20 protein-coding genes are annotated in these 22658 nt (G+C 61.1%); 7 read left to right on the top strand and 13 right to left on the bottom strand.

Annotated elements, in window-relative coordinates; genetic code table 11:
- Nucleotides 1-27: 27 nt before the first annotated feature.
- Nucleotides 28-1056 (bottom strand): cytochrome d ubiquinol oxidase subunit II, encoded by a 1029-nt coding sequence (gene cydB, locus ICL81_RS05810; protein WP_188033985.1) that lies wholly within the window; start codon nt 1054-1056, stop codon nt 28-30.
- Nucleotides 1057-1075: 19 nt separating this feature from the next.
- Nucleotides 1076-2524: a cytochrome ubiquinol oxidase subunit I gene (locus tag ICL81_RS05815; RefSeq protein WP_188034152.1), complete on the bottom strand. Its 1449-nt coding sequence runs from the start codon at nt 2522-2524 to the stop codon at nt 1076-1078.
- Nucleotides 2525-2864: 340 nt separating this feature from the next.
- Here ICL81_RS05815 and ICL81_RS05820 point away from each other — a divergent pair, with 340 nt between their 5' ends.
- Together ICL81_RS05820 and ICL81_RS05825 are read left to right on the top strand one after the other, a co-directional pair.
- Complete coding sequence (locus tag ICL81_RS05820) at nt 2865-3914, top strand: phosphatase domain-containing protein (protein WP_353055433.1); 1050 nt, start codon at nt 2865-2867, stop codon at nt 3912-3914.
- Nucleotides 3911-4984 carry an aromatic acid exporter family protein gene (locus ICL81_RS05825; RefSeq protein ID WP_251381831.1) on the top strand — a complete coding sequence of 358 codons (1074 nt, stop codon included), beginning with the start codon at nt 3911-3913 and terminating at the stop codon, nt 4982-4984. The genes ICL81_RS05820 and ICL81_RS05825 overlap by 4 nt, the downstream gene beginning before the upstream one ends.
- A 92-nt stretch (nt 4985-5076) precedes the next feature.
- Here the strand turns inward: ICL81_RS05825 and trmD are convergent, their stop codons facing one another.
- The 9 genes from trmD to ICL81_RS05870 all read right to left on the bottom strand — a co-directional run bounded on the left by trmD (nt 5077) and on the right by ICL81_RS05870 (nt 14648).
- A complete protein-coding gene (gene trmD, locus ICL81_RS05830) occupies nt 5077-5811 on the bottom strand; it encodes a tRNA (guanosine(37)-N1)-methyltransferase TrmD (RefSeq protein WP_188033986.1) in 735 nt (244 codons plus the stop codon).
- Nucleotides 5808-6422, bottom strand: a complete 615-nt coding sequence (gene rimM / locus ICL81_RS05835; protein WP_188033987.1) for a ribosome maturation factor RimM — start codon at nt 6420-6422, stop codon at nt 5808-5810. Before rimM ends, trmD begins: the two co-directional genes overlap by 4 nt.
- Nucleotides 6422-6676, bottom strand: a complete 255-nt coding sequence (locus ICL81_RS05840) for an RNA-binding protein (RefSeq protein WP_188024259.1) — start codon at nt 6674-6676, stop codon at nt 6422-6424. Before ICL81_RS05840 ends, rimM begins: the two co-directional genes overlap by 1 nt.
- 14 nt (nt 6677-6690) lie before the next feature.
- Nucleotides 6691-7098 (bottom strand): 30S ribosomal protein S16, encoded by a 408-nt coding sequence (gene rpsP / locus ICL81_RS05845; RefSeq protein WP_188033988.1) that lies wholly within the window; start codon nt 7096-7098, stop codon nt 6691-6693.
- A gap of 151 nt (nt 7099-7249) precedes the next feature.
- Nucleotides 7250-8809: a signal recognition particle protein gene (gene ffh, locus ICL81_RS05850; protein ID WP_188033989.1), complete on the bottom strand. Its 1560-nt coding sequence runs from the start codon at nt 8807-8809 to the stop codon at nt 7250-7252.
- A gap of 54 nt (nt 8810-8863) precedes the next feature.
- Nucleotides 8864-9739: a signal recognition particle-docking protein FtsY gene (ftsY, locus tag ICL81_RS05855; protein WP_188033990.1), complete on the bottom strand. Its 876-nt coding sequence runs from the start codon at nt 9737-9739 to the stop codon at nt 8864-8866.
- 45 nt (nt 9740-9784) lie between these two features.
- Nucleotides 9785-13513, bottom strand: coding sequence for a chromosome segregation protein SMC (gene smc, locus ICL81_RS05860; protein ID WP_188033991.1), 3729 nt, complete (start codon nt 13511-13513; stop codon nt 9785-9787).
- Nucleotides 13514-13636: 123 nt separating this feature from the next.
- Nucleotides 13637-14029, bottom strand: a complete 393-nt coding sequence (locus ICL81_RS05865) for a DUF4260 family protein (RefSeq protein WP_251381833.1) — start codon at nt 14027-14029, stop codon at nt 13637-13639.
- A gap of 61 nt (nt 14030-14090) precedes the next feature.
- Entirely contained in the window at nt 14091-14648 is a 558-nt protein-coding gene (locus ICL81_RS05870; protein WP_188033992.1) for an OsmC family protein, read from the bottom strand.
- Between the two features lie 250 nt (nt 14649-14898).
- On the opposite strand from ICL81_RS05870, the gene ICL81_RS05875 reads away from it, so the two are divergent.
- The 4 genes from ICL81_RS05875 (at nt 14899) to ICL81_RS05890 (ending at nt 20246) form a co-directional block, all read left to right on the top strand.
- Complete coding sequence (locus ICL81_RS05875; RefSeq protein ID WP_188033993.1) at nt 14899-15942, top strand: helix-turn-helix domain-containing protein; 1044 nt, start codon at nt 14899-14901, stop codon at nt 15940-15942.
- A 113-nt stretch (nt 15943-16055) separates the two neighbouring features.
- Nucleotides 16056-16565 carry a GNAT family N-acetyltransferase gene (locus tag ICL81_RS05880; RefSeq protein WP_188033994.1) on the top strand — a complete coding sequence of 170 codons (510 nt, stop codon included), beginning with the start codon at nt 16056-16058 and terminating at the stop codon, nt 16563-16565.
- Nucleotides 16566-16937: 372 nt separating this feature from the next.
- The gene (locus ICL81_RS05885; RefSeq protein ID WP_188033995.1) at nt 16938-19796 is read left to right on the top strand and encodes a hypothetical protein; all 2859 of its coding nucleotides are present in this window, start codon (nt 16938-16940) and stop codon (nt 19794-19796) included.
- A 9-nt stretch (nt 19797-19805) separates the two neighbouring features.
- Complete coding sequence (locus ICL81_RS05890) at nt 19806-20246, top strand: hypothetical protein (protein ID WP_188033996.1); 441 nt, start codon at nt 19806-19808, stop codon at nt 20244-20246.
- 29 nt (nt 20247-20275) lie between these two features.
- On the opposite strand, the gene ICL81_RS05895 is transcribed toward ICL81_RS05890, so the two are convergent.
- Nucleotides 20276-20995 carry a hypothetical protein gene (locus ICL81_RS05895; protein ID WP_188033997.1) on the bottom strand — a complete coding sequence of 240 codons (720 nt, stop codon included), beginning with the start codon at nt 20993-20995 and terminating at the stop codon, nt 20276-20278.
- Between the two features lie 175 nt (nt 20996-21170).
- Nucleotides 21171-21677 carry a DUF4230 domain-containing protein gene (locus ICL81_RS05900; protein WP_188033998.1) on the bottom strand — a complete coding sequence of 169 codons (507 nt, stop codon included), beginning with the start codon at nt 21675-21677 and terminating at the stop codon, nt 21171-21173.
- 196 nt (nt 21678-21873) lie between these two features.
- Here ICL81_RS05900 and ICL81_RS05905 point away from each other — a divergent pair, with 196 nt between their 5' ends.
- Nucleotides 21874-22572: an SDR family oxidoreductase gene (locus tag ICL81_RS05905; protein WP_188033999.1), complete on the top strand. Its 699-nt coding sequence runs from the start codon at nt 21874-21876 to the stop codon at nt 22570-22572.
- Nucleotides 22573-22658: the final 86 nt, after the last annotated feature.

Raw genomic sequence — 22658 nt, forward strand, 5'->3', positions numbered from 1 at the left:
GAACCTGGCCCTTGTATTGCACTCAGACTAGTGTGCAGCGGCGGGAATCATGTCCCGACTGACGCGCTTGCGGAATACCCAGTAGGTCCACGCCTGGTACGCGAGCACCAGCGGGAGGGTAATCACTGCAACCCAGGTCATGAACTCAAGGGTCTTCGCCGAGCTTGCCGCTCCCTCGATCGTCATCGAGAACGCGGGGTCGATGCTCGAGACCATGAGGTTCGGGAACAGCGCGGCAAAGATCGTCAGCAGCGCGAACGCGATTGTGACGGTGTTGCCGACGAATGCCCAGCCCTCGCGACCGGCGAGGTTCGCGAACCAGCCGGCGATGAGCGCGACAGCAGCAATTGCAGCGCACGCAACGATGAGGCCAAGGTGCGGGCTGTCAAGGTTCATCACGATGGTCCAGATGAGGAATCCAGCAGCCGCCACGATCGTAACGAGACCAACGCGAGTAGCGAGCGCACGAGCGCGATCACGAAGCTCACCGGTAGTCTTCAGTGCGATGAACACTGCGCCGTGAGTGAAGCAGAGCAGCATCACGACAACGCCACCGAGCAGACCATACGGGTTGAGGAGCGTGAGCAGCGTGCCCTCGTAGAGCCAGCCACCGTTGTCCATCTTGGTGATGGGGAGACCCTGCACGAGGTTCGCGAACGCGGTGCCCCAGAGGAGCGGTGGCAGGAACGAGCCCCACATGATGAACTGGTCGAACCAGTTCGTCCACTGCTTTCCCTTGCCCTGATGGCGGTACTCGAACGAGACACCGCGCAGAATCAGCGCAACGAGAATGAGCAGCAGTGCAAGGTAGAAGCCAGAGAACATCGTCGCGTACCACTCAGGGAACGCCGCGAAGAGGCAGGCACCAGCCACGATGAGCCAGGTCTCATTGAGATCCCAGACCGGGCCAATCGTGTTAATCATGACTCGGCGGTCGGTGTCGTCCTTGCTGATGAAGGGCATCGACATGCCAACGCCAAAGTCGAATCCATCGAGAACGAAGTAGCCGATAAGCAGCACTCCGACGATGAGGAACCAAATAGTCGTCAATTCCATGATGATCGTCCCTCCTTCTTTAATAGACCGTCGTCAGCTTGTGCTGATCCGGCTGCTTGGTGTCGTCGCCGTCTTCGAACTCGATTTCAGGCAAGCCAGCAACCGCTGCCTTGCGAATGAGACCGAACTCGACCACGGCAAGCGCGCCGTACACGACCGTGAACACAATGAGTGAAATGAGCACTGCCCAACCGGGGACGCCCGGGGAAACTGCCTGCTCAGTCGTCATGAGACCGAACACGATCCAGGGCTGACGACCCATCTCGGTGAAGACCCAGCCGACAAGCGAACCGAGCATCGGAAGCGGAGCGGTCCAGATCGCAACTCGCCACACCCAGGTGGGGAGCTCTGTCTTCTTGCGGGTCACCCAGAGGCCAACCGCAGAGATCACTACTGCAAGACCGCCAAGACCAATCATCCAGCGGAACGACCAGTAGGTCACCCAGATGATCGGGGTAAAGCTACCGTCAGACGGGCAGGTCATCAGTGAATCCGCGCCACAGAAGTCTGCACTGTACTGTGCCTGCAGGTCATTAATGCCTTCGACGGTGCCATCGAAGCCACCGGTTGACAGGTACGACAGGAGGTACGGGATGCGGATCGAGAAGATCTCGTGCAGACCGTCCGGGGTGCCGAGGCTGAAGAGAGAGAACGAAGCGTCCTTGCCAGAAGCGGTGTTATAAATCGCCTCGGCAGCTGCCATCTTCATCGGCTGGGTCTCGGTCATCGTCATCGAGAGATGGTGACCCGTGAAGCCGGTGCCAGCGAATGCAATGATGTTCGTCCATGCACCAAATCGAAGTGCCGTGTGCATCTCATCAACGAACTGATTGCGCTTGAGGTGCCATGCGGCGATCGCAACGATGACGACCGCAGCAAACATGATCGAAGCAAAAATCGTGTGCGGGAACTGCCACACAGCAACCGGGTTCGTGAATACCTCAGCAATGTTGGTGAGCTCGGCACGGCCACGCTCTTCGTTAATCTCAAAGCCAACCGGGTTCTGCATGAACGCGTTGGCCACGAGGATGAAGTACGCCGAGATTGTCGAGCCGATCCAGACGAACCAGATACTCATGAGGTGGAGGCCGCGCGGCAGCTTGTTCCAGCCAAAGATCCAGATACCAATGAACGTCGCTTCGAAGAAGAAGGCGATGAGGCCCTCGAGTGCGAGCGGTGCACCGAAGACGTCGCCGACAAAGCGTGAGTAGTTTGACCAGTTCATGCCGAACTGGAACTCCTGGACGATACCGGTGACGACACCCATCGTGAAGTTGATGAGCAAAATCTTGCCAAAGAGCTTGGTGAGTCGCAGGTACTTAACGTTGTCCGTGCGAACCCATGCGGTCTGCAGCAACGCAACCAGCAAGCTCATGCCGAGCGTCAGCGGCACAAAGATGAAGTGGTACAGCGTGGTCAACCCGAACTGCCAACGGGCAAGCAAGAGCGGATCGAGCGCCTCGGTCATATATTGCATTGTTGACTCCTGAACGTGGAATCTTGCTCCGCGCCAGCGAATCGAATTCCCGTAGTGAAGTTTCCGATTCAGGCATATTGCCTAAATTCGGTGAAGACCAAAATGGCCGTCACCTGTGATTTTACGCATATCTATGAGGTTCCTGCGAATAATTCTTGACGTCAAAACTTTTCTAGTTTGACGTCAAACCATTCATAGCTTCACGTCAAAACAATGTTTCCTCGACCCGAAGCAAAAAGTGCCTTGTTGTACCAACTCAGCTCGACGCGAACATTCCGCCTCGCGCACGGCCTTCCATTCACCGTACGGGTCGACGGCATAAACTGGGCTGGTGACTTCCCTACAGCAGCCCGATGATCGACCGCGCTTCGCAGCGCGCCTCGAAGATCGCATTCACGGCTTCCGAGAGAAGCGTGCGGTTTCGCGCGGCAAAACTCCGTCCGTGATCCCTTACATCGGCTACGGCTCAACCGAGTGGGTGCGCGTCCTAGGTCGGGTGCTGTATTTGAAGCCAGACACTCGCGAACACACTCGCTTTCGGCCTGATGTTGCGGCAATCTCACGCGTCCGAGGCTGGCGAACGTTCACTAGCCTCGCGGTCCCGTTTCAGCGTGTTCAGGTTCTCATCGACGGTGAACCAGTCGGTGAGGTCTTCGCAGATCGCGGTGGTGTCATTGACTCAATCGTTCCTGTCAGCCTGACCCCTGGCTGGCACACCGTCACCTTGCAGACAGATGCGGCGGAGGCAGCACATGCCCCGGTCAACATTCTTGACCCGAACGCCACACTCGGTGTGATCTCTGACGTTGATGACACCATTCTGATGACGACACTTCCGAAGCCGCTTGTAGCAGCCTGGAACAGTTTCGTCCTCGATGAGCACGCGCGCACCGCCATTCCAGGCATGCCGGTCATGCTCGACCACTTCACCGCAGCGCACCCGGGCGCGCCGGTCATCTATCTATCGACCGGCGCCTGGAACGCAGCGCCTGCGCTCAGCCGTTTTCTCGAACGCAACCTGTACCCCATGGGTCCACTGCTGCTGACCGACTGGGGCCCCACGCATGACCGCTGGTTCCGCAGCGGTAAAGAACACAAGCGTCGCGAACTCCGTCGCATCACAAAGGAGTTCCCCGGCGTCAAGTGGTTGCTCATCGGAGATGACGGCCAACATGACGAGACGCACTACCACGAGTTCGCAACCGAACACCCCGAGAGTGTGGCCGCGGTAGCGATCCGCCAGCTCTCGGTGGGTGAGGCAGTGCTTGCCGGTGGCCGGTCGAAGGCTCGTCTGCATCGAAACACTAGTGGCGTGCCCTGGGTCTACGGACCCGATGGGGCAACGCTACGAGAAGAACTCAAGAACATCGGACTGCTATGACCATCGATCAGGGCCGCATGGACTGGAGAGGTGCGCCGAAGCGCCTCACCGGACGATTCACCGTTTCACAGCGGCAATCAATCCTGCAGCCCCTGAAAGCCGCTGCCGCCGCGATCACCACCTGGCTGGTGTGCACGGCACTTCTTGATTCACACCTGCCGATCTTTGGCGCCATTGCGGCGCTGCTGGTAATGCAGGAGAACGTCGACCAGTCACTCACCCGTGGCATCGAACGCGTCGTCGGTGTAGTCGTTGGCATTTCCGTTGCGCTTGGCGCCGCCGCAATCTTTGGACCTCACCCTTGGCTCTTCATTGCCGCTATCATCGTCGCGATGCTGCTCGGTTGGCTGCTGCGCATGTCACAGTCGTCAGCAAACCAGATCGCGATCAGTGCGCTGCTGATGATCGCCCTTGGCGGACTCTCCATGGACTACGGTGTCGAGCGACTTTTAGAGACGGCCATCGGAGCGACCATCGGCGTGTTGTTCAACGCCCTGATTGTGGCGCCCGTGCGCACTCCCCCACTGCGGCTCGCGATCACTGATCTGACGCACCAGGCTGCGGATGCGCTCATCCGATTGGCAGAGGCGCTCGAACAGCCTCGTGACGAAGCCTGGCTGCAAGACATGTACAACCAGGCCCGGTCGCTCAACGCCGATCGCGCACGCGTACACACCCTGCTACGTCAGGCGCGCGAGAGCTTGCGGCTCAACCCGCGCAGCGGTCGCTACCGCTCCGCCCTTCGCGAGGACGACGAACTCTTCCAGCAACTTCAGCCCATCGTCACGCAGATCATCGGTATGTCGCGCACCACCTTCGATCTGTACGATGCCGACATCGTCAACGACCCTTCGGTTCCTGGCATGGCTGACGAGATTCGCCGCGCCGCACACGACCTGTTACTGCTCGCCGCGAGCGACGCCGAATGGGTGCAGGAGGACGAAGTTCCTGCGCTCACCGCGCCCTATATCATTCCGCGCGCAAACCCAGACCACTGGATTTTGATTGGTTCCTTGATGGCGGATCTCGGCCGCGTGCGCGGCCGCATCACCGGCGGACTCGACCTGTAAAGTCAGCACGAACTTCCGTACAGCTAGAACGCCATGGGGTTTCAGCCGTAGACGATAAACGCCCCGTGATAGACATCACGGGGCGTTTAAGCTTACTCGGCTGCGTACCGACCTTTGCGGCCAGCACGTTCACCTGGCGGAAGCAGGTCGGGTCGCACCTGACGGGTGCGCTCGACTCGCTGCTCCTGGCGCCACTTGGCGATTGCCGCGTGATTGCCACTGAGGAGAACATCGGGGACCGAGCGGTCACGCCAGCTCGCCGGCTTGGTGTAGCTCGGGTACTCGAGCAAACCGTCTTCCTCGTGCGATTCCTCGACGAGGCTTTCTGGGTTACCGACGACACCAGGAACAAGACGACCAATAGCCTCAATCATCGCGATCGAGGCGACTTCGCCGCCATTCAAGATGTAGTCGCCAATGCTGACCAGGCGGATCCGCGCGCGGGACTCATACTCGTCGAACACGCGATGGTCGATACCCTCGTAGCGACCGCAGGCGAACACCAGGTGCTCTTCGTGAGCGAGCTCACGTGCCATGCGCTGGGTGAAGACATCACCGGCAGGCGACGGGAAGATGATGAGTGGAGCCGAATCGTGAGCGTCCTCGATGATGCCATCGAGTGCCGCCCCCCAGGGCTCGGGTTTCATCACCATTCCAGCGCCGCCGCCGGTGGGAGTGTCGTCTACCGTGCGGTGCTTATCGTGCGCATGGTCGCGGAGATCGTGCACGTTCAGGTCAATGAGCCCCTTGCTCTGAGCCTTGCCCATGAGCGAGAGCTCGAGCGCATCAAAGTAGCCGGGGAAGATCGAGACGACGTCGATTCTCAAGAGTGATCTGCCTCCGCAGTGTCAGATTCCGAGTCTTCGAAAAGACCCGCGGGCGGGGTGATGAAGATCTTGCCACCTGCAATGTCTACCCGGGGAACGATTGCTTCCACGAAGGGAACCAGCACTGGGCCGTTCTCGGTCTTCACTGTGAGCAGGTCCTGCGCAGGGAAATGCTGCACTTCGGTCACCTTGCCGACGACTACGTCGCCGTCTTCGGTCTCCCGAATAACCTCGAGCCCATTGAGCTCGTGGTCGTACCAGGCATCATCTTCAGCACTGGCGTTGACGGTTTCTTCGTCGATCCACAGGATCGCACGAACAATTGATTCTGACGCATTGCGGTCAGGAACCTCGTGGAAGAAGCCAACGGGCGAGTCGTTGAACCAACGCAGTTCGCGCAGCTCAATTGTCTTGCCAAACCACTCAGACTCGGTCGGCACCTGGAGGTGGAACACCGCACCAGGAACGAACCGGAGTTCGGGATTATCCGTGAAGAGCTCGAGCTTAACGCCGCCCTTCAGACCGTGGGGCTTCGTGAGCCTACCGACGCGCAGGCTCCCCGCCCCACAATCGGGACGGGGAGCCTGCGCGCGACGTGGAGCGTCTGCCATTAGCGAGCACTCCGATCGCCGTCGGTATCGATGACGTCAACGCGAATACGCTCGCCAGAGGCGAGAGCGGAAATCACGGTGCGAAGCGCCTGTGCGGTACGTCCACTGCGCCCGATCACGCGACCGAGATCTTCGGGGTGCACGCGCACCTCAAGAACCTCGCCGCGGCCGGAGCTCTGTGCGTCCACGCGAACATCGTCAGGGTGATCTACGATCCCGCTAACGAGGTGCTCGAGCGCCTCAGCAAGTGCCATCTGAGCCAAAGGACTTAGGCCTCGGTGGTCTCAGCTGCAGCCTCTTCAGCTGCGGGAGCCTCAGCAGGCTTTGCTGCCTTGGGGCGAACAACGCTCTTCTTTGCCGAATCAGCCTCGAAAGCAACCTTTGCCTCGGGTGCGAGCACCTTCGACTCGGTGTTGCCCTCGCCCGAGAACTTGCCCCAGTCGCCGGTCAGCTTGAGGAGTGCTGCAACCTGCTCGGTGGGCTGAGCGCCAACCGAAAGCCAGTACTGTGCGCGGTCCGACGAGATGTCGATCAGCGAAGGGTTCTGAGTGGGATCGTACTTGCCGATCTCCTCGATGACGCGACCGTCACGCTTGGTGCGCGAGTCTGCAACGACAACGCGGTAGAAGGGTGCGCGGATCTTACCGAAGCGCTTGAGGCGAATCTTTACTGCCATGAGTGACTCCTAAAAAAGTGAAGTGTGCCGCACCGAAAGCCAGTGCGGAAGCCTGAATACGCGGTAACCGCGAACTCAACAATTCTTCCACAAAAGAGGTGTGAAATGCAATTTTTGCTGCGACCAGGGGTTTTAGCTGCCGCCTAGAGCTTTAGAGCTTCCCACCGAGCATCTGCTGCAGCTTTGCCATGTCTTCTTCGGAGGGTGCAGCACCCGCACCGCGCCCCAGGCCGAAGCCCGAGCCAGCCGCAGCAGACTCTGCCTTCGCGGCGATGCCCGCCTGCTCCTGAGCGCGCTTTGCCGGGTTGCCCGACTGCTTCTTACCCTTACCCTTGGCCTGCTGCTTCTTCTTGCCGCCGTGACTCATTCCAGGCATGGGACCCATGCCTGGAATCTGGGGAACGCCACCGCGCGCAACCGTCTTCATCATCTTTGCGGCCTGCTCGAAGCGCTGCACGAGCGAGTTCACGTCGGTCACGGTCATTCCCGAGCCCTTCGCGATACGGAGACGACGCGAGCCGTTCAGAATCTTGGGGTTGGTGCGCTCTTCCTTGGTCATCGACTGGATGATGGCCTCGGTGCGAACGATTTCACGCTCGTCGAAGTTATCGAGCTGGTCCTTCATCTTGCCCATGCCCGGGAGCATGCCCATCATCTTCTTGATGGAGCCGGCCTTACGCAACTGCTGCATCTGGCCAAGGAAGTCGTCGAGCGTGAACGCGTCCTTCGCGATCTTCTCGGCGACCTTGCGTGCCTCGTCCTCATCGAAAGCGTTCTGCGCCTGCTCGATCAGCGTGAGAATATCGCCGAGGTCAAGAATTCGGCTCGCCATACGGTCCGGGTGGAACGGCTCGAAGTCGCCGAGGCCCTCACCGGTCGATGCGAACATGATCGGACGGCCGGTAGCCGAGCGGATCGAAAGCGCAGCACCACCGCGCGCGTCACCGTCAAGCTTGGTGAGGACAACGCCGGTGAAGTCGACGCCTTCCTGGAACGCCTTCGCCGTTGCAACCGCGTCCTGACCAATCATCGCATCGATAACGAAGAGCACCTCGTCGGGATCGATTGCCTTGCGGATGTCGGCTGCCTGCTGCATGAGCTCAGCGTCAACGCCCAGACGGCCAGCGGTATCGACGATCACGAAGTCGTGCTGCTTGCTCTTTGCCTCAGCGATACCGGCCTTCGCGACCTTTACAGGGTCGCCGACACCGTTGCCGGGCTCGGGAGCGAAGATCGCTGCGCCAGCCTGCTCGGCAACAACGCTGAGCTGGGTCACTGCGTTCGGACGCTGAAGGTCACACGCGACGAGCAGCGGGGTGTGCCCCTGACCCTTGAGCCACTTCGCCAGCTTGCCAGCGAGGGTCGTCTTACCCGCACCCTGCAGGCCAGCGAGCATAATGACAGTCGGCGGGTTCTTCGCGAACTCGAGACGGCGCTGCTCGCCACCGAGGATCTCAACGAGCTCCTCGTTCACGATCTTGACGACCTGCTGGGCAGGGTTCAGTGCGTTGTTCACGTCATCGCCAAGGGCGCGCTCGCGCACCTTGCCGGTAAATTCCTTGACGACGTCGAGCGAGACGTCAGCCTCGAGCAGCGCACGGCGAATCTCGCGGACTGTCCCATCAACGTCAGACGCCGAGAGCTTGCCCTTAGAGCGGAGATTCTTGAGCGAGTCAGTCAGCCGCGCCGACAGGTTTCCAAAAGTAGCCATAGTGGCTAAATTCTACCCTTATTCTGTGGCGCGACTCACGCGGAAACTCGGGAGTCAGCCGATGAGCTGTGCAGCGAACACGTGCGGGGTGAAGCCCGTCAGGTCGCCAATGCCCTCACCCTGACCCACGAGCTTGATGGGAAGCTTCGTGTTTTCCTGCACGGAAAGCACGAAGCCGCCCTTCGCTGAACCGTCAAGCTTGGTCAGCACGAGACCGGTCACACCAGCGTGCTCAATGAAGGCCTCCGCCTGCGCAAGACCGTTCTGACCCGTGGTTGCGTCGAGCACGAGGAGCACCTCAGAGACAGGCGCAAGCTTTTCGATGACGCGACGCACCTTGCCCAGCTCGTCCATCAGGCCACCTTTGGTCTGCAGACGGCCGGCAGTGTCAATAATGGCGATGTCGTACGACTCGTCGATTGCCCTCTGCACGGTCTGGAACGCGACCGAAGCCGGGTCCTGACCCTGCTGCTGGGGCTTGACGATTGCGACGCCCGCGCGATCCGCCCACGTGGCCAACTGCTCAACAGCCGCCGCACGGAAGGTGTCGGCCGCGCCAACGATGATCTTCTTATCGAAGGCCTGGAGGTAGTTCGCAAACTTCCCAATGGTCGTGGTCTTACCGACGCCGTTGACGCCAACAACGAGGATGACCGCGGGGCGTTCCGACAGGCGCAGTGTGGGATCGAAGGCCGCGAGGCGCTCCTCGATCGCGTCCTGGAGCATGCGGCGCATCTCCTTGACCTCGGTCACCCGATGACGCTCGACCTGCTCGCGCAGCTCGTTGAGGATCGACTCCGCGATATCGGGCCCGAAATCGGCAGTGATCAGAGCAACCTCAAGATCGTCCCACGTCTCATCAGTGATGAGCTCGGGTCCGCTGAAGAAGTTGCGGAACGCCTTTGAAAACGACCAGGATTTCTCTGCCATGCAGACAAGACTACCGACTGCGCGGCGCGGATCGTGATTCGGCCGCTATTCAGCCGAGGTTTCGGCCACTTCCCCGTCTCGTGCGAGGCGCTGGCCGACGACCGCGGAGATACCGTCCTTGCGCATCGAGACGCCGTAGAGCGCGTCAGCAATCTCCATCGTGCGTTTCTGATGCGTGATGACAATGAGCTGCGAGTTCTCACGCAAACGTTCGAAGACCTCAAGCAAGCGGCCAAGATTTGCGTCGTCGAGGGCGGCCTCAACCTCATCCATGATGTAAAACGGGCTCGGTCGAGCCTGGAAGATAGCGATCAACCAGGCGACAGCAGCAAGCGAACGTTCGCCACCCGACAGCAGCGACAGGCGCTCAACTTTCTTACCAGCGGGACGAACCGAAATCTCAATGCCCGTCGTGAGCATGTCATCCGGATTCGTGAGAATGACCTCGCCTGCACCACCTGGGAACAGGATCGGGAACACCTCGCTGAAGGCCGCCTTCGTGTCAGCAAAAGCCGCAGCGAAGATGTCTTTCATCTTGTCGTCGAGTTCGGTAATGATGTCGCGAAGGTCGGCGCGCGTACGCGTGAGATCTTCGAGCTGCTCGACGAGGAATTTGTGGCGCTGCTCAAGTGCCGCAAACTCCTCAAGCGCGAGCGGGTTGATGCGGCCGAGCGCGGCGAGACGCTGCTCAGCCCGCGCGAGACGCGCCTCCTGCTCGGCACGAGTGTACGGGATCCCAGACACTTCAGCAGCGGGAGCCTCATCAGCAAGAGCCGCCGCGAGCGACCCTTCTTCCACGTCAGTGCCCGGCGTCTCCCCCAGCTCGGCAGCCAGCTGCTCTTCAAGGCTGAGTTCACGCGGAGCTTCGCGATCCGCGCCCGCCGCGTCACCGGTGCTCTCACCGTCGGCATCGGATGCGATGGGAATCAGCACGGCCGGCCCGTACTCCGCGAGGAGCACCTCTTCCCGTAAGCCAAGTTCATTCGCTGCGCGCTCGACAAGCGATGTGAACTGAATGCGACGCTCGTGGCTCTTCATCTCAGAGCCGTGCACGAGATTCGTGACCTCTTGGAGCCTGGCACGCAGATCCGCTTCTTCGGCCCGCAGCAGCGTGAGCTCCTGCGTATTGCGCGCACGCACCTGTTCTGCGCCCTGTTGAGCCACGCGTGCCTCGATGAGCGAACGATCGCACGCCTCAAGAATCATGGGAATGCGTGCCGCGACGCTCTCGGCCTGAGCCGTCTGGCGCGCACGCAGCACCGCCCGGCGCGCAGCCTCTTCGGCCGCAATACGCTCCGCCGCGTACTGCCGTTCGACCGACTGCGCCTGCGCGTGCGCAGCCCTGGCACGCTCGCGGGCAGTCTCAAGCGCAAGACGTTTTTCGAGCTCGACCTGGCGCTGCTCGTCGAGTGCGCGCTGGGCGCCCTCGCGCTGAGTGACGTCGAGGACTGGGCGCGGATCAGCAAGCGCTACTGCCAGCTGCTGCGCCGTGCGCTCTACCTCAGTATCGGCAGCCTCGCCGTTGCCCGCGACGCCGTCGTAAGCAACCTTCGCGCGTTCAGCCTCGGCCCGACCAGCCTCGGCACGCGCGACCAGCCGATTACGGTCGTTCTGGAATGCGGCCGCACGAGCGTCAGCCTCACGCATCTCCTCGAAGATCCGCTTTGCGTCTGTCTGCGACTTCGATACAAGCGCACGAAGATCACCAAGCTCAATTTCGACACCCGCGAGCAGCTCGGACACCTCTGCGCGACGAGTACGGGCCTGTTCAAGCTCACCCGTGAGCTCGATGCGCGACGGGGCCTGCCCTGATCCGCCGGCGAGGGTGTGCGCAGTGATAACGTCGCCGAGCTCGGTCACGACCGTGAAGTCCGTCGCCGCGTGGTGCGCGCGCAGTTCCGCTGCACCTGCCTGCGCCGCGGCCAGGTCTCCCGCAATGTAAGTCGTTTGCAACAGCGCGCGAACGCCAGCCGGCGCCGCAAGAATCAGCTCGCTCGCGTGCGTGAGTCCCGCGATCTCGGGAGCTTCGGCACCGATCGCGGCGCTCGACGCACCCGCGACCACGGCACGCAAGCGGCCGAGTTCGCCATCGTGGGCTTGGCGGATCGCGGCTACCGCCGAATCCTCATCCTCGGCGAGCAGTGCGTCTGCGAGCGAGCCAAGCGCAACACCGATCGCGGCGGAGGCTCCTTCTTTCACACGGAAGTGGTCAGCGACGCGGCCGAGTACGCCGGAAGGTGCCTCCGCGAGGATGGCAGCTGAGGCATCCTTAGCTTCGAGCGAGCGGGCAAGCGCGGAAATGCGGGCATCAAGGCCCGAGCCTTCACGCTCAAGCTCGTGGAGACGATCGCGGGCTTCGTCGCGGGCCTGTTCGGCGGCAACTTGCGCGTCTTGGGCGGCGCGGTAGATGGCGTCGCGATCCGCGCCAGATCCAGTGTCGTCAGCGAGATCACCCGCGCCTGCCTCCGCAGCACGCTCCTCGAATTCATTGAGTTCCCGCTCGGCGGCCGCGACGCGCTCGTCAGCTTGAGTGAGCGCGGTTTTGCGGCGTTCGATCTCGGCGGTCACGGCGTCGCGTTTCTGCTCTGCCGCTGAGACCGATCCGCGCAACTGCGATACCTGCAGGTCGTATGCCGACACAGCCGCGCTCTGTGCTGCGACCTGTTCGTCGATGGCGCCAAGCTCGGCCTGCGCCGTCCGCGTCTGGAGGCGCGCTTGTTCCCAGGCCTCTTCAGCCTGCGGAACCAGTTGGTCAAGCTCGGCAGCCTCGGTTTCAGCGTCACTCACGGTGCTCTTCGTAATGCGATGCGCAGGCGTGTCTGGATCAGCCTGCGTCGCGAGGAAAGTCAACCGCTGCTGCGCCTGGGTGTACAGGCCGCGGAGCTTTGACTGTGCCGTCTCGAGAGACATCGTAATGCGGCGCGCTTCGTCGAGCGCATCACCCTGCTGTTCAGTTTCGAGGTGGGTGATACGGAGTCGCTTCTGCTCAGACTGCTCCTGCAACACGACCTGTTCTTGGTGCCGCTCTGCTTCGTTGCGTGAGAGGTCTTCGAGTTCGCGTTTGAGGCGCGTGACGTCGTCAGCGATCAGACGCGCCTTGGCATCTCGTACTTCAGCAGCGATGCCCTGTGCGGCGCGGGCCACCTCAGCCTGGCGGCCGAGCGGCTTCAACTGACGACGCAGCTCCCCCGCAAGGTCGTTCAGGCGGGTGAGATTCGCCTCCATGCCGTCAAGCTTGCGAAGGGTGCGCTCCTTACGGCGCCGATGCTTGAGAATGCCCGCGGCTTCCTCAATGAATCCTCGGCGCTCCTCAGGGGTTGCACGAAGCACGGCATCGAGCTGCCCCTGCCCCACGATGACGTGCATTTCACGGCCGAGACCGGAATCGCTCAGGAGTTCCTGTACATCAAGCAGGCGGCAGCCCTCGCCGTTGATGGCGTATTCACTTGCGCCGCTGCGGAAGAGCGTACGGCTGATCGTGACTTCCGAGTACTCAATTGGCAGTGCACCGTCGCTGTTATCGATCGTGAGGCGAACCTCCGCGCGGCCGAGCGGGCCGCGCGTTGACGTGCCAGCAAAAATGACGTCTTCCATCTTGCCGCCGCGCAAGTTCTTGGCGCCCTGCTCGCCCATGACCCAGGCGAGCGCGTCGACAACATTTGACTTGCCAGACCCGTTCGGACCGACAATTGCAGTCACGCCAGGCTCAAACTGGAAGGTGGTTGGCTGAGCGAAAGACTTGAAGCCGCGCAACGTCAAACTCTTGAGATGCACCCGCCGTCCCTTCGTTCTCGATCAGCCGATCCGCCTACTTATTTATGGGCGGTATATATGCGTCAAGCCTAGTCGCAGAAAAGCCTCCCGCCACGGTGTGACGGGAGGCTTCGACGTGTCGCTCTAAGCGAGCACCATCTGCACGATCGTGCCATCGGCGGCGCGAGGCCCGAAACCGAGGGTGCGGTCGATCGCGATGTGCACGAACCAGGCAAGACCCGCGAGGGCAAGCGCGTAGAAGCCACCGGGGAACGCACCAGTGAGGAAGAACAGGATGACACCCACGATGAGCATGATCACGGGGATCGTCATCGTATGCATCGTGTTATAGAACTTCACACGACTCGGCTTCAGGCGACCCTTCTCAGCGAATGCCCCGACGAGCGAGATATCGGGTAGCAGGCCGAACACAATCGCAATCGCAACCGCAGGTACACCCCACATGACGCAGCACAGAATAATCATGATGAACCAGACCGCGGCGCTCATGCCCCAGGTCAAACGCAAGAAACCCATGCCTGAATTCTATCGGGGCAGCGACACAGCTTCCTGGCGCTGCCCCGAATGCAGGATTCGCTTAGACCTTTGCGACGCTTACGGACACCGGGGTGGGGTTCGCGAAGAGGTCGTAGACCGGGCAGTTCGCATCGACCGCAATGCGAAGCTCGTCATAGCGTTCGAGTGTTTCGGGGCCAGAGATCTCTACGCGCAGGCGAATGTCGCTGAACCCTGCTCGTACTGACGGATCCTTGCCAAGCAAGCGGGCAGCGTCGAGGTCACCCTCAGCGATGACCTTGATGTCGTCAACCTGAATGCCGAGCGCATCTGCGTACAGGCGGTAGACCACCGTCTGGCAGCCGATGAGTGCGCCGAGCGCGTACTCAACGGGGCTAGGCGCAACATCGTCACCCGCGAGCGGTGCAGGCTCATCGATCACGAACTCGTGCTTTCCCGAACGGACGCGGGTGGCAACACTGCCCTCACCGACGCCGGTGGTGCGGTAGGTGAGCTTCGACGAGTTTCGATTCGCATCGATGCGGTCGCTCCAAGCGGCGCCAGCCGTGCGCAGACGCTCGGCGCGTTCGTCAGCGGTGATCTCGGGGATTACGGTTGCGGGTGCAGTTGCAGTAGTCATGTCCGAGACAGTAGCCCGACCGATCCACGCCCCGCACTTGTGAGCGAAACGTACCGACATCGGGAGTCATTCGGTGTCACAAACCGGCGAATATTTGCCCAAATCTGTGCGCTGTGATTCGATGCGCCGCCGGATAGAGCCCGCTGGAATCGCCGGAAATTCGAGGCAGGCACTGGGGTGGCCTGACGGTCGAGTGGCTATTTCGGCCAGAATCTTGGCCATCATTCACCTGCGCTGCTTGGATTGAAACATGCACAGCACAAAACAAGACTTCGGTCGCTTCGTCTCCGAGCATCGCAAGGGTCAGGGACTCACCCAGCGCGAACTCGCAGAGGCGCTGCACGTGACCGAATCCGCGATCTCTAAGTGGGAACGCGGACTCTCCTACCCAGACATCACGGTGATCCCCGCACTGTCTCGAGCACTCGGCGTCAGCGCAGATGAACTCATGAACGCCAGCGAAGATCAGGATGCTCGTGAAGAGAAGCGCGAGGCGCGCAGCTATCGCAAGTGGCGCTCTGCGATTCTCTGGAGCACATCACTGGCATATGCCGTGGCACTCATCACATGCTTCATCGTGAATATTTCGGTCTCGCACCGACTGGGCTGGTTCTGGATCGTGCTCGCCGCCGTCGCACTTGCGGCGAGTCTCACGACGCTACCGCTGTTCAACGTGCCAGCGAAGGGATGGCTGGTGCTCGGAAGCGCAACGGTCTCGCTGCTTGCGCTCCTCGGAATCACGGCGCTCGTCGCAGGGTCCGGCGCCGGCGCCTGGCTCCCCATCACGCTCACCGCGATTCTGCTGGGGCTCGTCATCTGCTTCGGGCCGATTTGGCTTTCGTCGGCCACACTTCCTCAGCCGGCCGCCTCACACAAGATGGTGATCTCCCTTGCGCTCGATACGGTTGCGCTCCTGCTCTTCATCACCGTCACCATGTGTGTGCTCGGTCAGGGCGACGCACTCGTCATGCCGACGCTCGCACTCGTGGCGATCGGCCTCATTCCGTTCTGGGCCTGTGCGCTCGTGATCCGCTACGTGCCGCTCCACGGGCTTACCCGTGCCGGCATTGTCCTCGGCATTCTCGGCCTCCTTTCATTCTTCATGAACGACTGGATCTCTGTCGTAATCGGTTCCCCCGTCACCGAGCGCAAGTTTGACCTTGCGCGGTGGGACGGCGCCTACCTCGACGGCAACATTGCCGTGCTCGTAAGCGCAGGCCTGATCGCGCTCGCGGTGATCTTCGTCCTCGTCGGCATCGTCCGAGGTGCACGACTGCGTCGACTGCATCGCTAATACACCGTCCACTTCTGCGGGCCCGGGCATACCCTGCTCGGGCCCGCAGTTGGTTGTTCATTGGCGCGGATCGATGTCCTCGCTCGACTTGGCAGCTTTCTATACTCGAAGACATGCACCTGGAAACTGAGCGCCTCGTTCTTCGTGAGATGTCGGCGGCCGACCTGCCCGCATTGCGCGCAATCTTGCAGGACGAAGAAACCATGACCGCCTACGAAGGAGCGTTCTCCGAAACGATGGTGCAAGACTGGCTGCAACGCATGCTTGATCGGTACATGACTGCCGGTTTCGCGCTGTGGGCAGTCGAGCTCAAGTCAAGCGGCGAGGTCATTGGCCAGTGCGGTCTTACCAAGCAGCACATACTCGACGAAGACGTCATCGAGGTGGGGTACCTCTTTAACCGCGCATACTGGCACCACGGCTACGCGACCGAGGCCGCAGCAGCCTCGCGTGACTACGGCTTCAACGAACTCGGTCTCGACCGCGTCTGGGCTCAGGTACGCGATACGAATATCGCCTCAATGAAAGTCGCGATCCGCCTTGGCATGACCGTGCGCGGCCGCTTCGTAAAGCACTACCGCGGGATCGAGATGCCGCACCTTGCATTCGCGGTGGATCGCTAACGCTTCGAAGCGCGGTAGCCAGCAGCCGCAGCAGCTCCCGTCGTGCGGAAGCACTCCTCTGGGTTTGTGCGGTTGTAGTACGCACCACCGGGGACGTGGTAGATCATAGAGCTCGCATTGCCCTGACGGGCGCCTTTGCAACGTTAAGGGCGACGCCCCACTGAAACTAAACGACACCTGCTGCACATCTGCTTTGCTATTGACCAAGTTCACCCGCGAAGCCCCTCAGTCCTTTCTTTGCAGTGTCTATCTGACTACGATGATTTTGGGGGCATCTGTGGGAACGCCCTCTGTTGCCACAGTGAGGGCTTTGGCTAGTTCTTCCCTTGCGACACACGAAATCGTTCCTGCTGCATGAAGGATGTCGCTCACATGAAGAAGCCCATGAAGATTGCCAGCACTGCACTCATTGCCGCGGTTGGCCTGTCTGCGCTCCCTTCACAAGCGTTTGCCACCCCAGCGCCCCGGCTGGAAGCAAACGCATCACAGCAGCCCACCCTTGCTGAACTACAGCAACGCGTCGCTGAAGCAGCGGCAGTCGTGGCCGCAGCTGAGGAAGAAGTCTCGCGTGCTTCAACGGCAGTTGATCTCGTGCGGAAAACGCACGACACAGCCCTAGCCGACCTCGCTGCAGCTGAAGCGGCGCTTCGTGAGGTGAATGACGAAGCGGCCATCACCGATGCCACGAACACCGTTGCAGCAGCCGCAGCCAAGCTCGCTGCAGCCAAGGACGCTGAGAAGCAAGCAGCTGCGGATTTGCAGGCCCAAATCTCGGTGCATGAGGAGTCTCAGGCAGCCCTTTCCCAGGCTGCAATTGCGCTAGAGACAGCCGAAGCAGACGCCGCGGCAAAGCAGACGCAGGCAGATTCACACGACTACGCAGCGCTCGCGACTGCCACGCAGGCCGCAACGCAGGCGGAAGCAGACGCGACAACCGCCCACACCGCAGCGACTGAGACCCTCAAGGCGAAGCAAGCCGAGGCCCTCGCAGCGAAGAACGCCCTCGAGAAGGCAGAAAAGGATGCGGCCGACGCCACAGATCCTGACAAGTATGCGCAGGCGGAGGCTGCCGTTGCAGCCGCCAACAAGGCGCTACAGGAAGCCAATGCAACCCTTTCTGATGCGAAGAACGTTCACCAAGCAGCGACCACAGCACACACGGATGCCAAGGACGCGCGAGACACCGCTGTCGCCAATGAGGCCGCGAGCCAGGCCGAGGTCGATCGATTGAAGACCGCCGTAGAAACGTCAAGCACCGCAGTTGCAAGCGCCACGACTGAGCAAGCGGCAGCCGCAACGGCAAAGGAAGCAGCTCACACTCAGAAGACCACTGCCGATTCCGCTGATGCAACGGCTCAGCAGGAGAAAGCCGCAGCGGCGACCGCCTTGGGCACCGCGCAGCAGCAGAGCGACGCCGCCGAAAGTGCTCGACTCACGGCCGTGGCAGAGGAAGCTCGACTCAAGGCACTCGCCGAGGAAGCCGATCGCCTGCTTCCCATGGGAGCCGCCGGATACTTCGAAAATCGTGGTGCCACTGATGCGCTGAGAGTGTTGACTGATTCCACGTTTACCCTCAACCAAAGCTACGTAAAAGTCGGCAATGACAATAGCGCCACGAGCCTCGACAATTTCAAGCAGTCCCTCGAGTATCTCAAGGAGGCGAACAGCATCCGACAGCTTCGCGGGGTGCCCACCGTCAACGTTTCTGACGCTTACATGGCTATCGCTATGGCGAATGCTGACTACGCAGCCACCGAAGGCAAGGCAGTCATGCAGTTCTCTAACTATGGAACCGAGAACCTTGCCTTCGGCAGCGGTTCACCCTTTAACGAGTGGTACTACGACGCGCAGGATGGCGCCATTCCGAAAACCATCTTGTTACAGCAGGACCTTCGTTTCATGGGGTTCGCGATCTCTGGGCTTGGTCCACAACCTGCAAACGTCAATACCTTCTACACGACAGATTCGGTGACCAACCACACTGGTGCGCCGGTCACCTCTCGAACAACTGCACCGTTTACCGTCGAGGACTACGAGGAAGACCTCGACTCTTACATCTACGATCAGATCTGGGCGGGCGTCCGGCACGAAGAGGCCGCTGACGCACTCATGCTCGCCACGCAAGCGGCAACGGCTGCCGCAAGCGAGCTCACTGCTGCAAAAAAGCGCAATACAGATGCGATCGCAGCTGCTGAGCTGACCGCAAGCGCCAAGCAAACAGCCGATGAAGCTTTCAACTCAGCTGCGGCGGCGCTCACAGACGCAGACGATGCGCTCGCTGCAGCACAGTCAGCGCACACTCAGAACACCACCGACCTGGCAACGGCCGAGGCAGAACTCGAAGATAACCAGGCGCTCGCAGCGACTGCGATCGAAGCAGAGAAGTCCGCAGCCGCTCACCTCGCGAGCGCAAATACGGCCGTCACAGACGCTGAAGCTGCTGTCGTTGCTGCACAGCAGAAAAAGACTGCGGCCGACGCCGCACTCGCTGCGCTCGACAATGCCCTCGAAAACCTTCAGCAGGCTCAGGATGCATCTGATGCCGCCCAGCAGGCGGAAGAACTCGCACAAGACGCGGTCGACACTGCACTCGTAAGTCTGAACGACGCCCGTGCGACACGCGAGACCGCGGAGGCGGCAGAAGCGGGTGCACTGGCGGATCTCGCAGCCGCGGAAGCAGCCAAGGAAACACTGCTTGCGGCCCAAGGCACACATCGCGATGCCGTTGCTGCGGAGGCAGCTGCGAACGAAAAACGGAATGAGCTCAAGGCCGCAGCTGACGGAGCAAGTGCATCAGTAACATCTGCTCAAGAAGCACATGACTCTGCAGTCGACACACTCGATCGTTTGCTCGCAGCCGTAGCTGAGGCAGAAGAAAAGGTGGCGGAAGCGCGGGCCGCGCTCGACAAGGCGGCTGATGCGCTCGATGCTGCCGAGCAGGAGCTGGCCGCCGCGAACCAGGCACTGAAGGATGCGCGCGAGGCTTACGATCGTGCGCTTGCAGCACTCGAAGCTTTCGAAGAGGGCTCCGTAACTCCCAAGGACCCCGCCGTTGACGATCTCATGACGAATGGCACGGGAACCGCAGGTAAGCCCACACTCGCCAATACTGGCAGCGCGGCAACCCTGAGTATCGCGATTGGTGCAGCATCAGCACTCGCCCTTGCGGGCGCTGGTGTGACGCTCGCCACACGCCGCCGATCCACGCTTCGCTCAGTGCCCAGCGAATAGGCTCAACCTATGTCAATGAACTTTGCGCTCGGTTTCGCGCCAGACACGACCGTCCCATCGACCACCGACACCGTGAGTTTCAACGAGGCCGCAAGCAGCATGTCTGGCCAGCCCGCCGCAGCCCAGTACGGGCCGCACACGCTCCTCATTGATCCGACGATGCAGATGCTCGAGTACAGCCTTCCGGGGATCCCTGACGCGTTGCTCGTCACGCTCGCGGGCGTTGCCGACACCTACGTCGTGCAGGCGTTCGGTAATCCCGGTCGCCTCCGCGTGTTCAGCGAAGGTGCAGTCATCGAGGAACAGGGCGATCCACTCCCGACCGAATCCATTCTGAGCATGGGCGCGGATCCTGAAGACGCACACCTCGACTTCTTCTGCCAGGCTGCTGGCATCACCCCAGAAGCACTGTTTGCACTGCGCTGGTCACCTCTGACCGCGCAGGGCTGATCCGCCGCTGTCTCGTGCAGCGAGTGCGGCTAGCCGCAGGCCCAATCGAAGGTGTCTGACTCGAGGTCGATCTGGGCGTTGCCGTCTCCGCCGAAGTTGAGGCCGACGATCTCTTCAAGTTCGAGGTACCACGGGGTCAGCCCCTCAGGAAGCCCCTGCACAGGGAACGTCGTTCCGCCGAGGTGGCTCATGCCCAGCAGCGGTTCTGCCCAAGGCTGGATTTCTGACTGCGCGTCAAACGGGTTCGTATACCCAGCCGTCGCGGGTTCAGAGTCAAAGAACTCCTGCGGGATGATTCCGGCATTCGGGTCAGTGCGCGGGACCAGCCATACGTCCGAGCGCGGATCACGTTCGTCCCAGGCGTTGCAGCCTTCGCTCTCATCGATCCACGAACCCGCAGCTCGCAGGTCAGCGTGGGGTCCGGTTGGCCCGGCAGCGAGCTCTTCTGCGGTGAGCCAGAGCAGCGCGAATTCACCGTCGATGAGATCGCGCCTGCGATGCAACGCGGGATGCTCGATCGCGGCCGCGAGGTCACGGAGGAATGGATCCGCCGATGACGCGTCGCCCTGGACTGGTTCTGGAGCAAACTGCCCCTCCCCCGCGAAGAATGAAATCGCCGGGTACTGCTCGCCCTTGCGGCGATACTCAGCCGGGAGCACCAGCGTGATGGCGTGCATCATCGGGAGTCCGGTGGCGGTGCTGCGGGGCCAATGCTGCCACGCGATTCCTGGCCCTTCGTGGCCAACCATCCCGACGGAGCGTAGGTGGGCGTCGCGAAGGCTGCAGGGTCTCCGGGCCTGGGCGCGACGCCATTGCCCGAGGCGAAAAGCAGATTCCAAGCAGTGTGCGGAGAGGTCATAGGCACATCGTAGCTACCGATGCAGCGACATCAGCGTTGAATCACCTACGAATATCACGGCGGGGTTACTCGAACGAGAACTCGACCTTTGCGGTTGGGTCAACGCTCATCACGATGTTCGTGTAAAAGGTGCGCGCCTGCGACTTCAGGATGTCGAGGTTCTTGGCGACGTAGGCGTCCTCATTCTCGGCACTGAGAATTCGGTTCGTCATTTCGCTCTGGTTTATCTCGCCCGCGGTACCGCTCAAAATCCCGCCGACCTCAAGCATGTCGTCGAATTTCACGTCACCGTTGCCGACGAAGATGAACTTCGGAATCGCGATGTGGTACTTGTTCTCGTCGACCTCTGAGATGCGCACCTTGCCGCCGTCGATGCCGAGCTTTGCGGTGAAAGAATACGGCAGGAACGCCTTCTTACCGCTGCCGGGCACCGACAGACCCCAGATTTCGCCGTGTGAATCGGTCTGCTCAAGGCCCTGGATGCCGAGGCTCATCAGAACGACCTGATCTTCTCGCTGGACCGACATGACCACCTGAGAACTGCGACTCTCGGTGATTGTGGTTGGGGTCATGAAACTGCTTTTTGCAAATGCCAAGGTCCCGAACATAGTCAGTCCGACAAGGCCGGCAAGCCCAAGCAGGATTAACACCACACGAAGAGTCTTCACACACAGCAGATTAACAGCACATCCAGTTGTCGCTTCGAGCCTCACCCTCAGTTGCGTTTTCACAGACACCACTTCTCGTTCGTCTGCCACACTCGAGAACATGAGCATCATGGTGGTGGGCGGCAGTAAGGGTCTCGGTCGAGCAATTGTGGAAGCGCTGCGTTCAGACGGCAACACGGTGATAGGAGTCTCACGAAGCGCGCCGATCGACTTGGAAGGCCCCTGGATCACCGCCGATTTCTCCATCCCAGAGGCCGCGGTCGCAACAATGGCGGATCAGTGCCCCACAGACCTAGACACCCTCATCTGGAACTTGGGCATCTGGGAACCCACCGCATTCACCGACGCATACCGTTTCGACGCTGTTCCGGACGCGGTGACGACCGAGCTCATCGCAACGAACGTGACGGCACCTATCCTCGCGCTGCGAGCACTCATATCGACATTGCTCGAGAGTGACGCGCCCCGCGTGATCCTCACAGGCTCGACCTCCGCGCTTCGCCAAAGCGGTCGCCCGGAGGTTGCGTTTGGTGCAAGTAAGACCGCGCTGAATGGGATCGCGGACGCGCTGCGCGAAGGCTACCGCGATGAGGGGCTGCGTGTCACCACACTGCAGCTCGGCGACCTCAACACCGAGGACGGCCTCGAAGTCACCGTTGAGGAGGCTGCACTTCGCGGAAACGGGACCCTGATCCCTGTCCACGATGTTGTTGAGATGATCCGCGCACTGCTCTCGTTGTCTTCGGCCTCCTTCGTTCGCGAGATCGTAATGCCCGCGGTGCGCGATCCACGGTTCTGAGTAGCCAAATCGGATCAGGCTCCGAGGAGCCATTGCCACGCGAGAATTGAGCAGCCTCGGGTCGAAATCATGAGATTCCTGCTTAC

It is taken from the genome of Leucobacter sp. cx-328 (assembly GCF_014530035.1).
In the GTDB taxonomy this organism is placed as follows: Bacteria; Actinomycetota; Actinomycetes; order Actinomycetales; family Microbacteriaceae; genus Leucobacter.

Bases quoted from the DNA above. Each gene is read 5' to 3' on its own strand.
- cydB (WP_188033985.1), bottom strand. From the start codon at position 1,056: ATGGAATTGACGACTATTTGGTTCCTCATCGTCGGAGTGCTGCTTATC.
- ICL81_RS05815 (WP_188034152.1), bottom strand. From the start codon at position 2,524: ATGACCGAGGCGCTCGATCCGCTCTTGCTTGCCCGTTGGCAGTTCGGG.
- ICL81_RS05825 (WP_251381831.1), top strand. From the start codon at position 3,911: ATGACCATCGATCAGGGCCGCATGGACTGGAGAGGTGCGCCGAAGCGC.
- rimM (WP_188033987.1), bottom strand. From the start codon at position 6,422: ATGGCAGACGCTCCACGTCGCGCGCAGGCTCCCCGTCCCGATTGTGGG.
- ICL81_RS05840 (WP_188024259.1), bottom strand. From the start codon at position 6,676: ATGGCACTTGCTGAGGCGCTCGAGCACCTCGTTAGCGGGATCGTAGAT.
- rpsP (WP_188033988.1), bottom strand. From the start codon at position 7,098: ATGGCAGTAAAGATTCGCCTCAAGCGCTTCGGTAAGATCCGCGCACCC.
- ffh (WP_188033989.1), bottom strand. From the start codon at position 8,809: ATGGCTACTTTTGGAAACCTGTCGGCGCGGCTGACTGACTCGCTCAAG.
- ftsY (WP_188033990.1), bottom strand. From the start codon at position 9,739: ATGGCAGAGAAATCCTGGTCGTTTTCAAAGGCGTTCCGCAACTTCTTC.
- ICL81_RS05865 (WP_251381833.1), bottom strand. From the start codon at position 14,029: ATGGGTTTCTTGCGTTTGACCTGGGGCATGAGCGCCGCGGTCTGGTTC.
- ICL81_RS05870 (WP_188033992.1), bottom strand. From the start codon at position 14,648: ATGACTACTGCAACTGCACCCGCAACCGTAATCCCCGAGATCACCGCT.
- ICL81_RS05875 (WP_188033993.1), top strand. From the start codon at position 14,899: ATGCACAGCACAAAACAAGACTTCGGTCGCTTCGTCTCCGAGCATCGC.
- ICL81_RS05880 (WP_188033994.1), top strand. From the start codon at position 16,056: ATGCACCTGGAAACTGAGCGCCTCGTTCTTCGTGAGATGTCGGCGGCC.
- ICL81_RS05885 (WP_188033995.1), top strand. From the start codon at position 16,938: ATGAAGAAGCCCATGAAGATTGCCAGCACTGCACTCATTGCCGCGGTT.
- ICL81_RS05890 (WP_188033996.1), top strand. From the start codon at position 19,806: ATGTCAATGAACTTTGCGCTCGGTTTCGCGCCAGACACGACCGTCCCA.
- ICL81_RS05895 (WP_188033997.1), bottom strand. From the start codon at position 20,995: ATGGTTGGCCACGAAGGGCCAGGAATCGCGTGGCAGCATTGGCCCCGC.
- ICL81_RS05900 (WP_188033998.1), bottom strand. From the start codon at position 21,677: ATGACCCCAACCACAATCACCGAGAGTCGCAGTTCTCAGGTGGTCATG.
- ICL81_RS05905 (WP_188033999.1), top strand. From the start codon at position 21,874: ATGAGCATCATGGTGGTGGGCGGCAGTAAGGGTCTCGGTCGAGCAATT.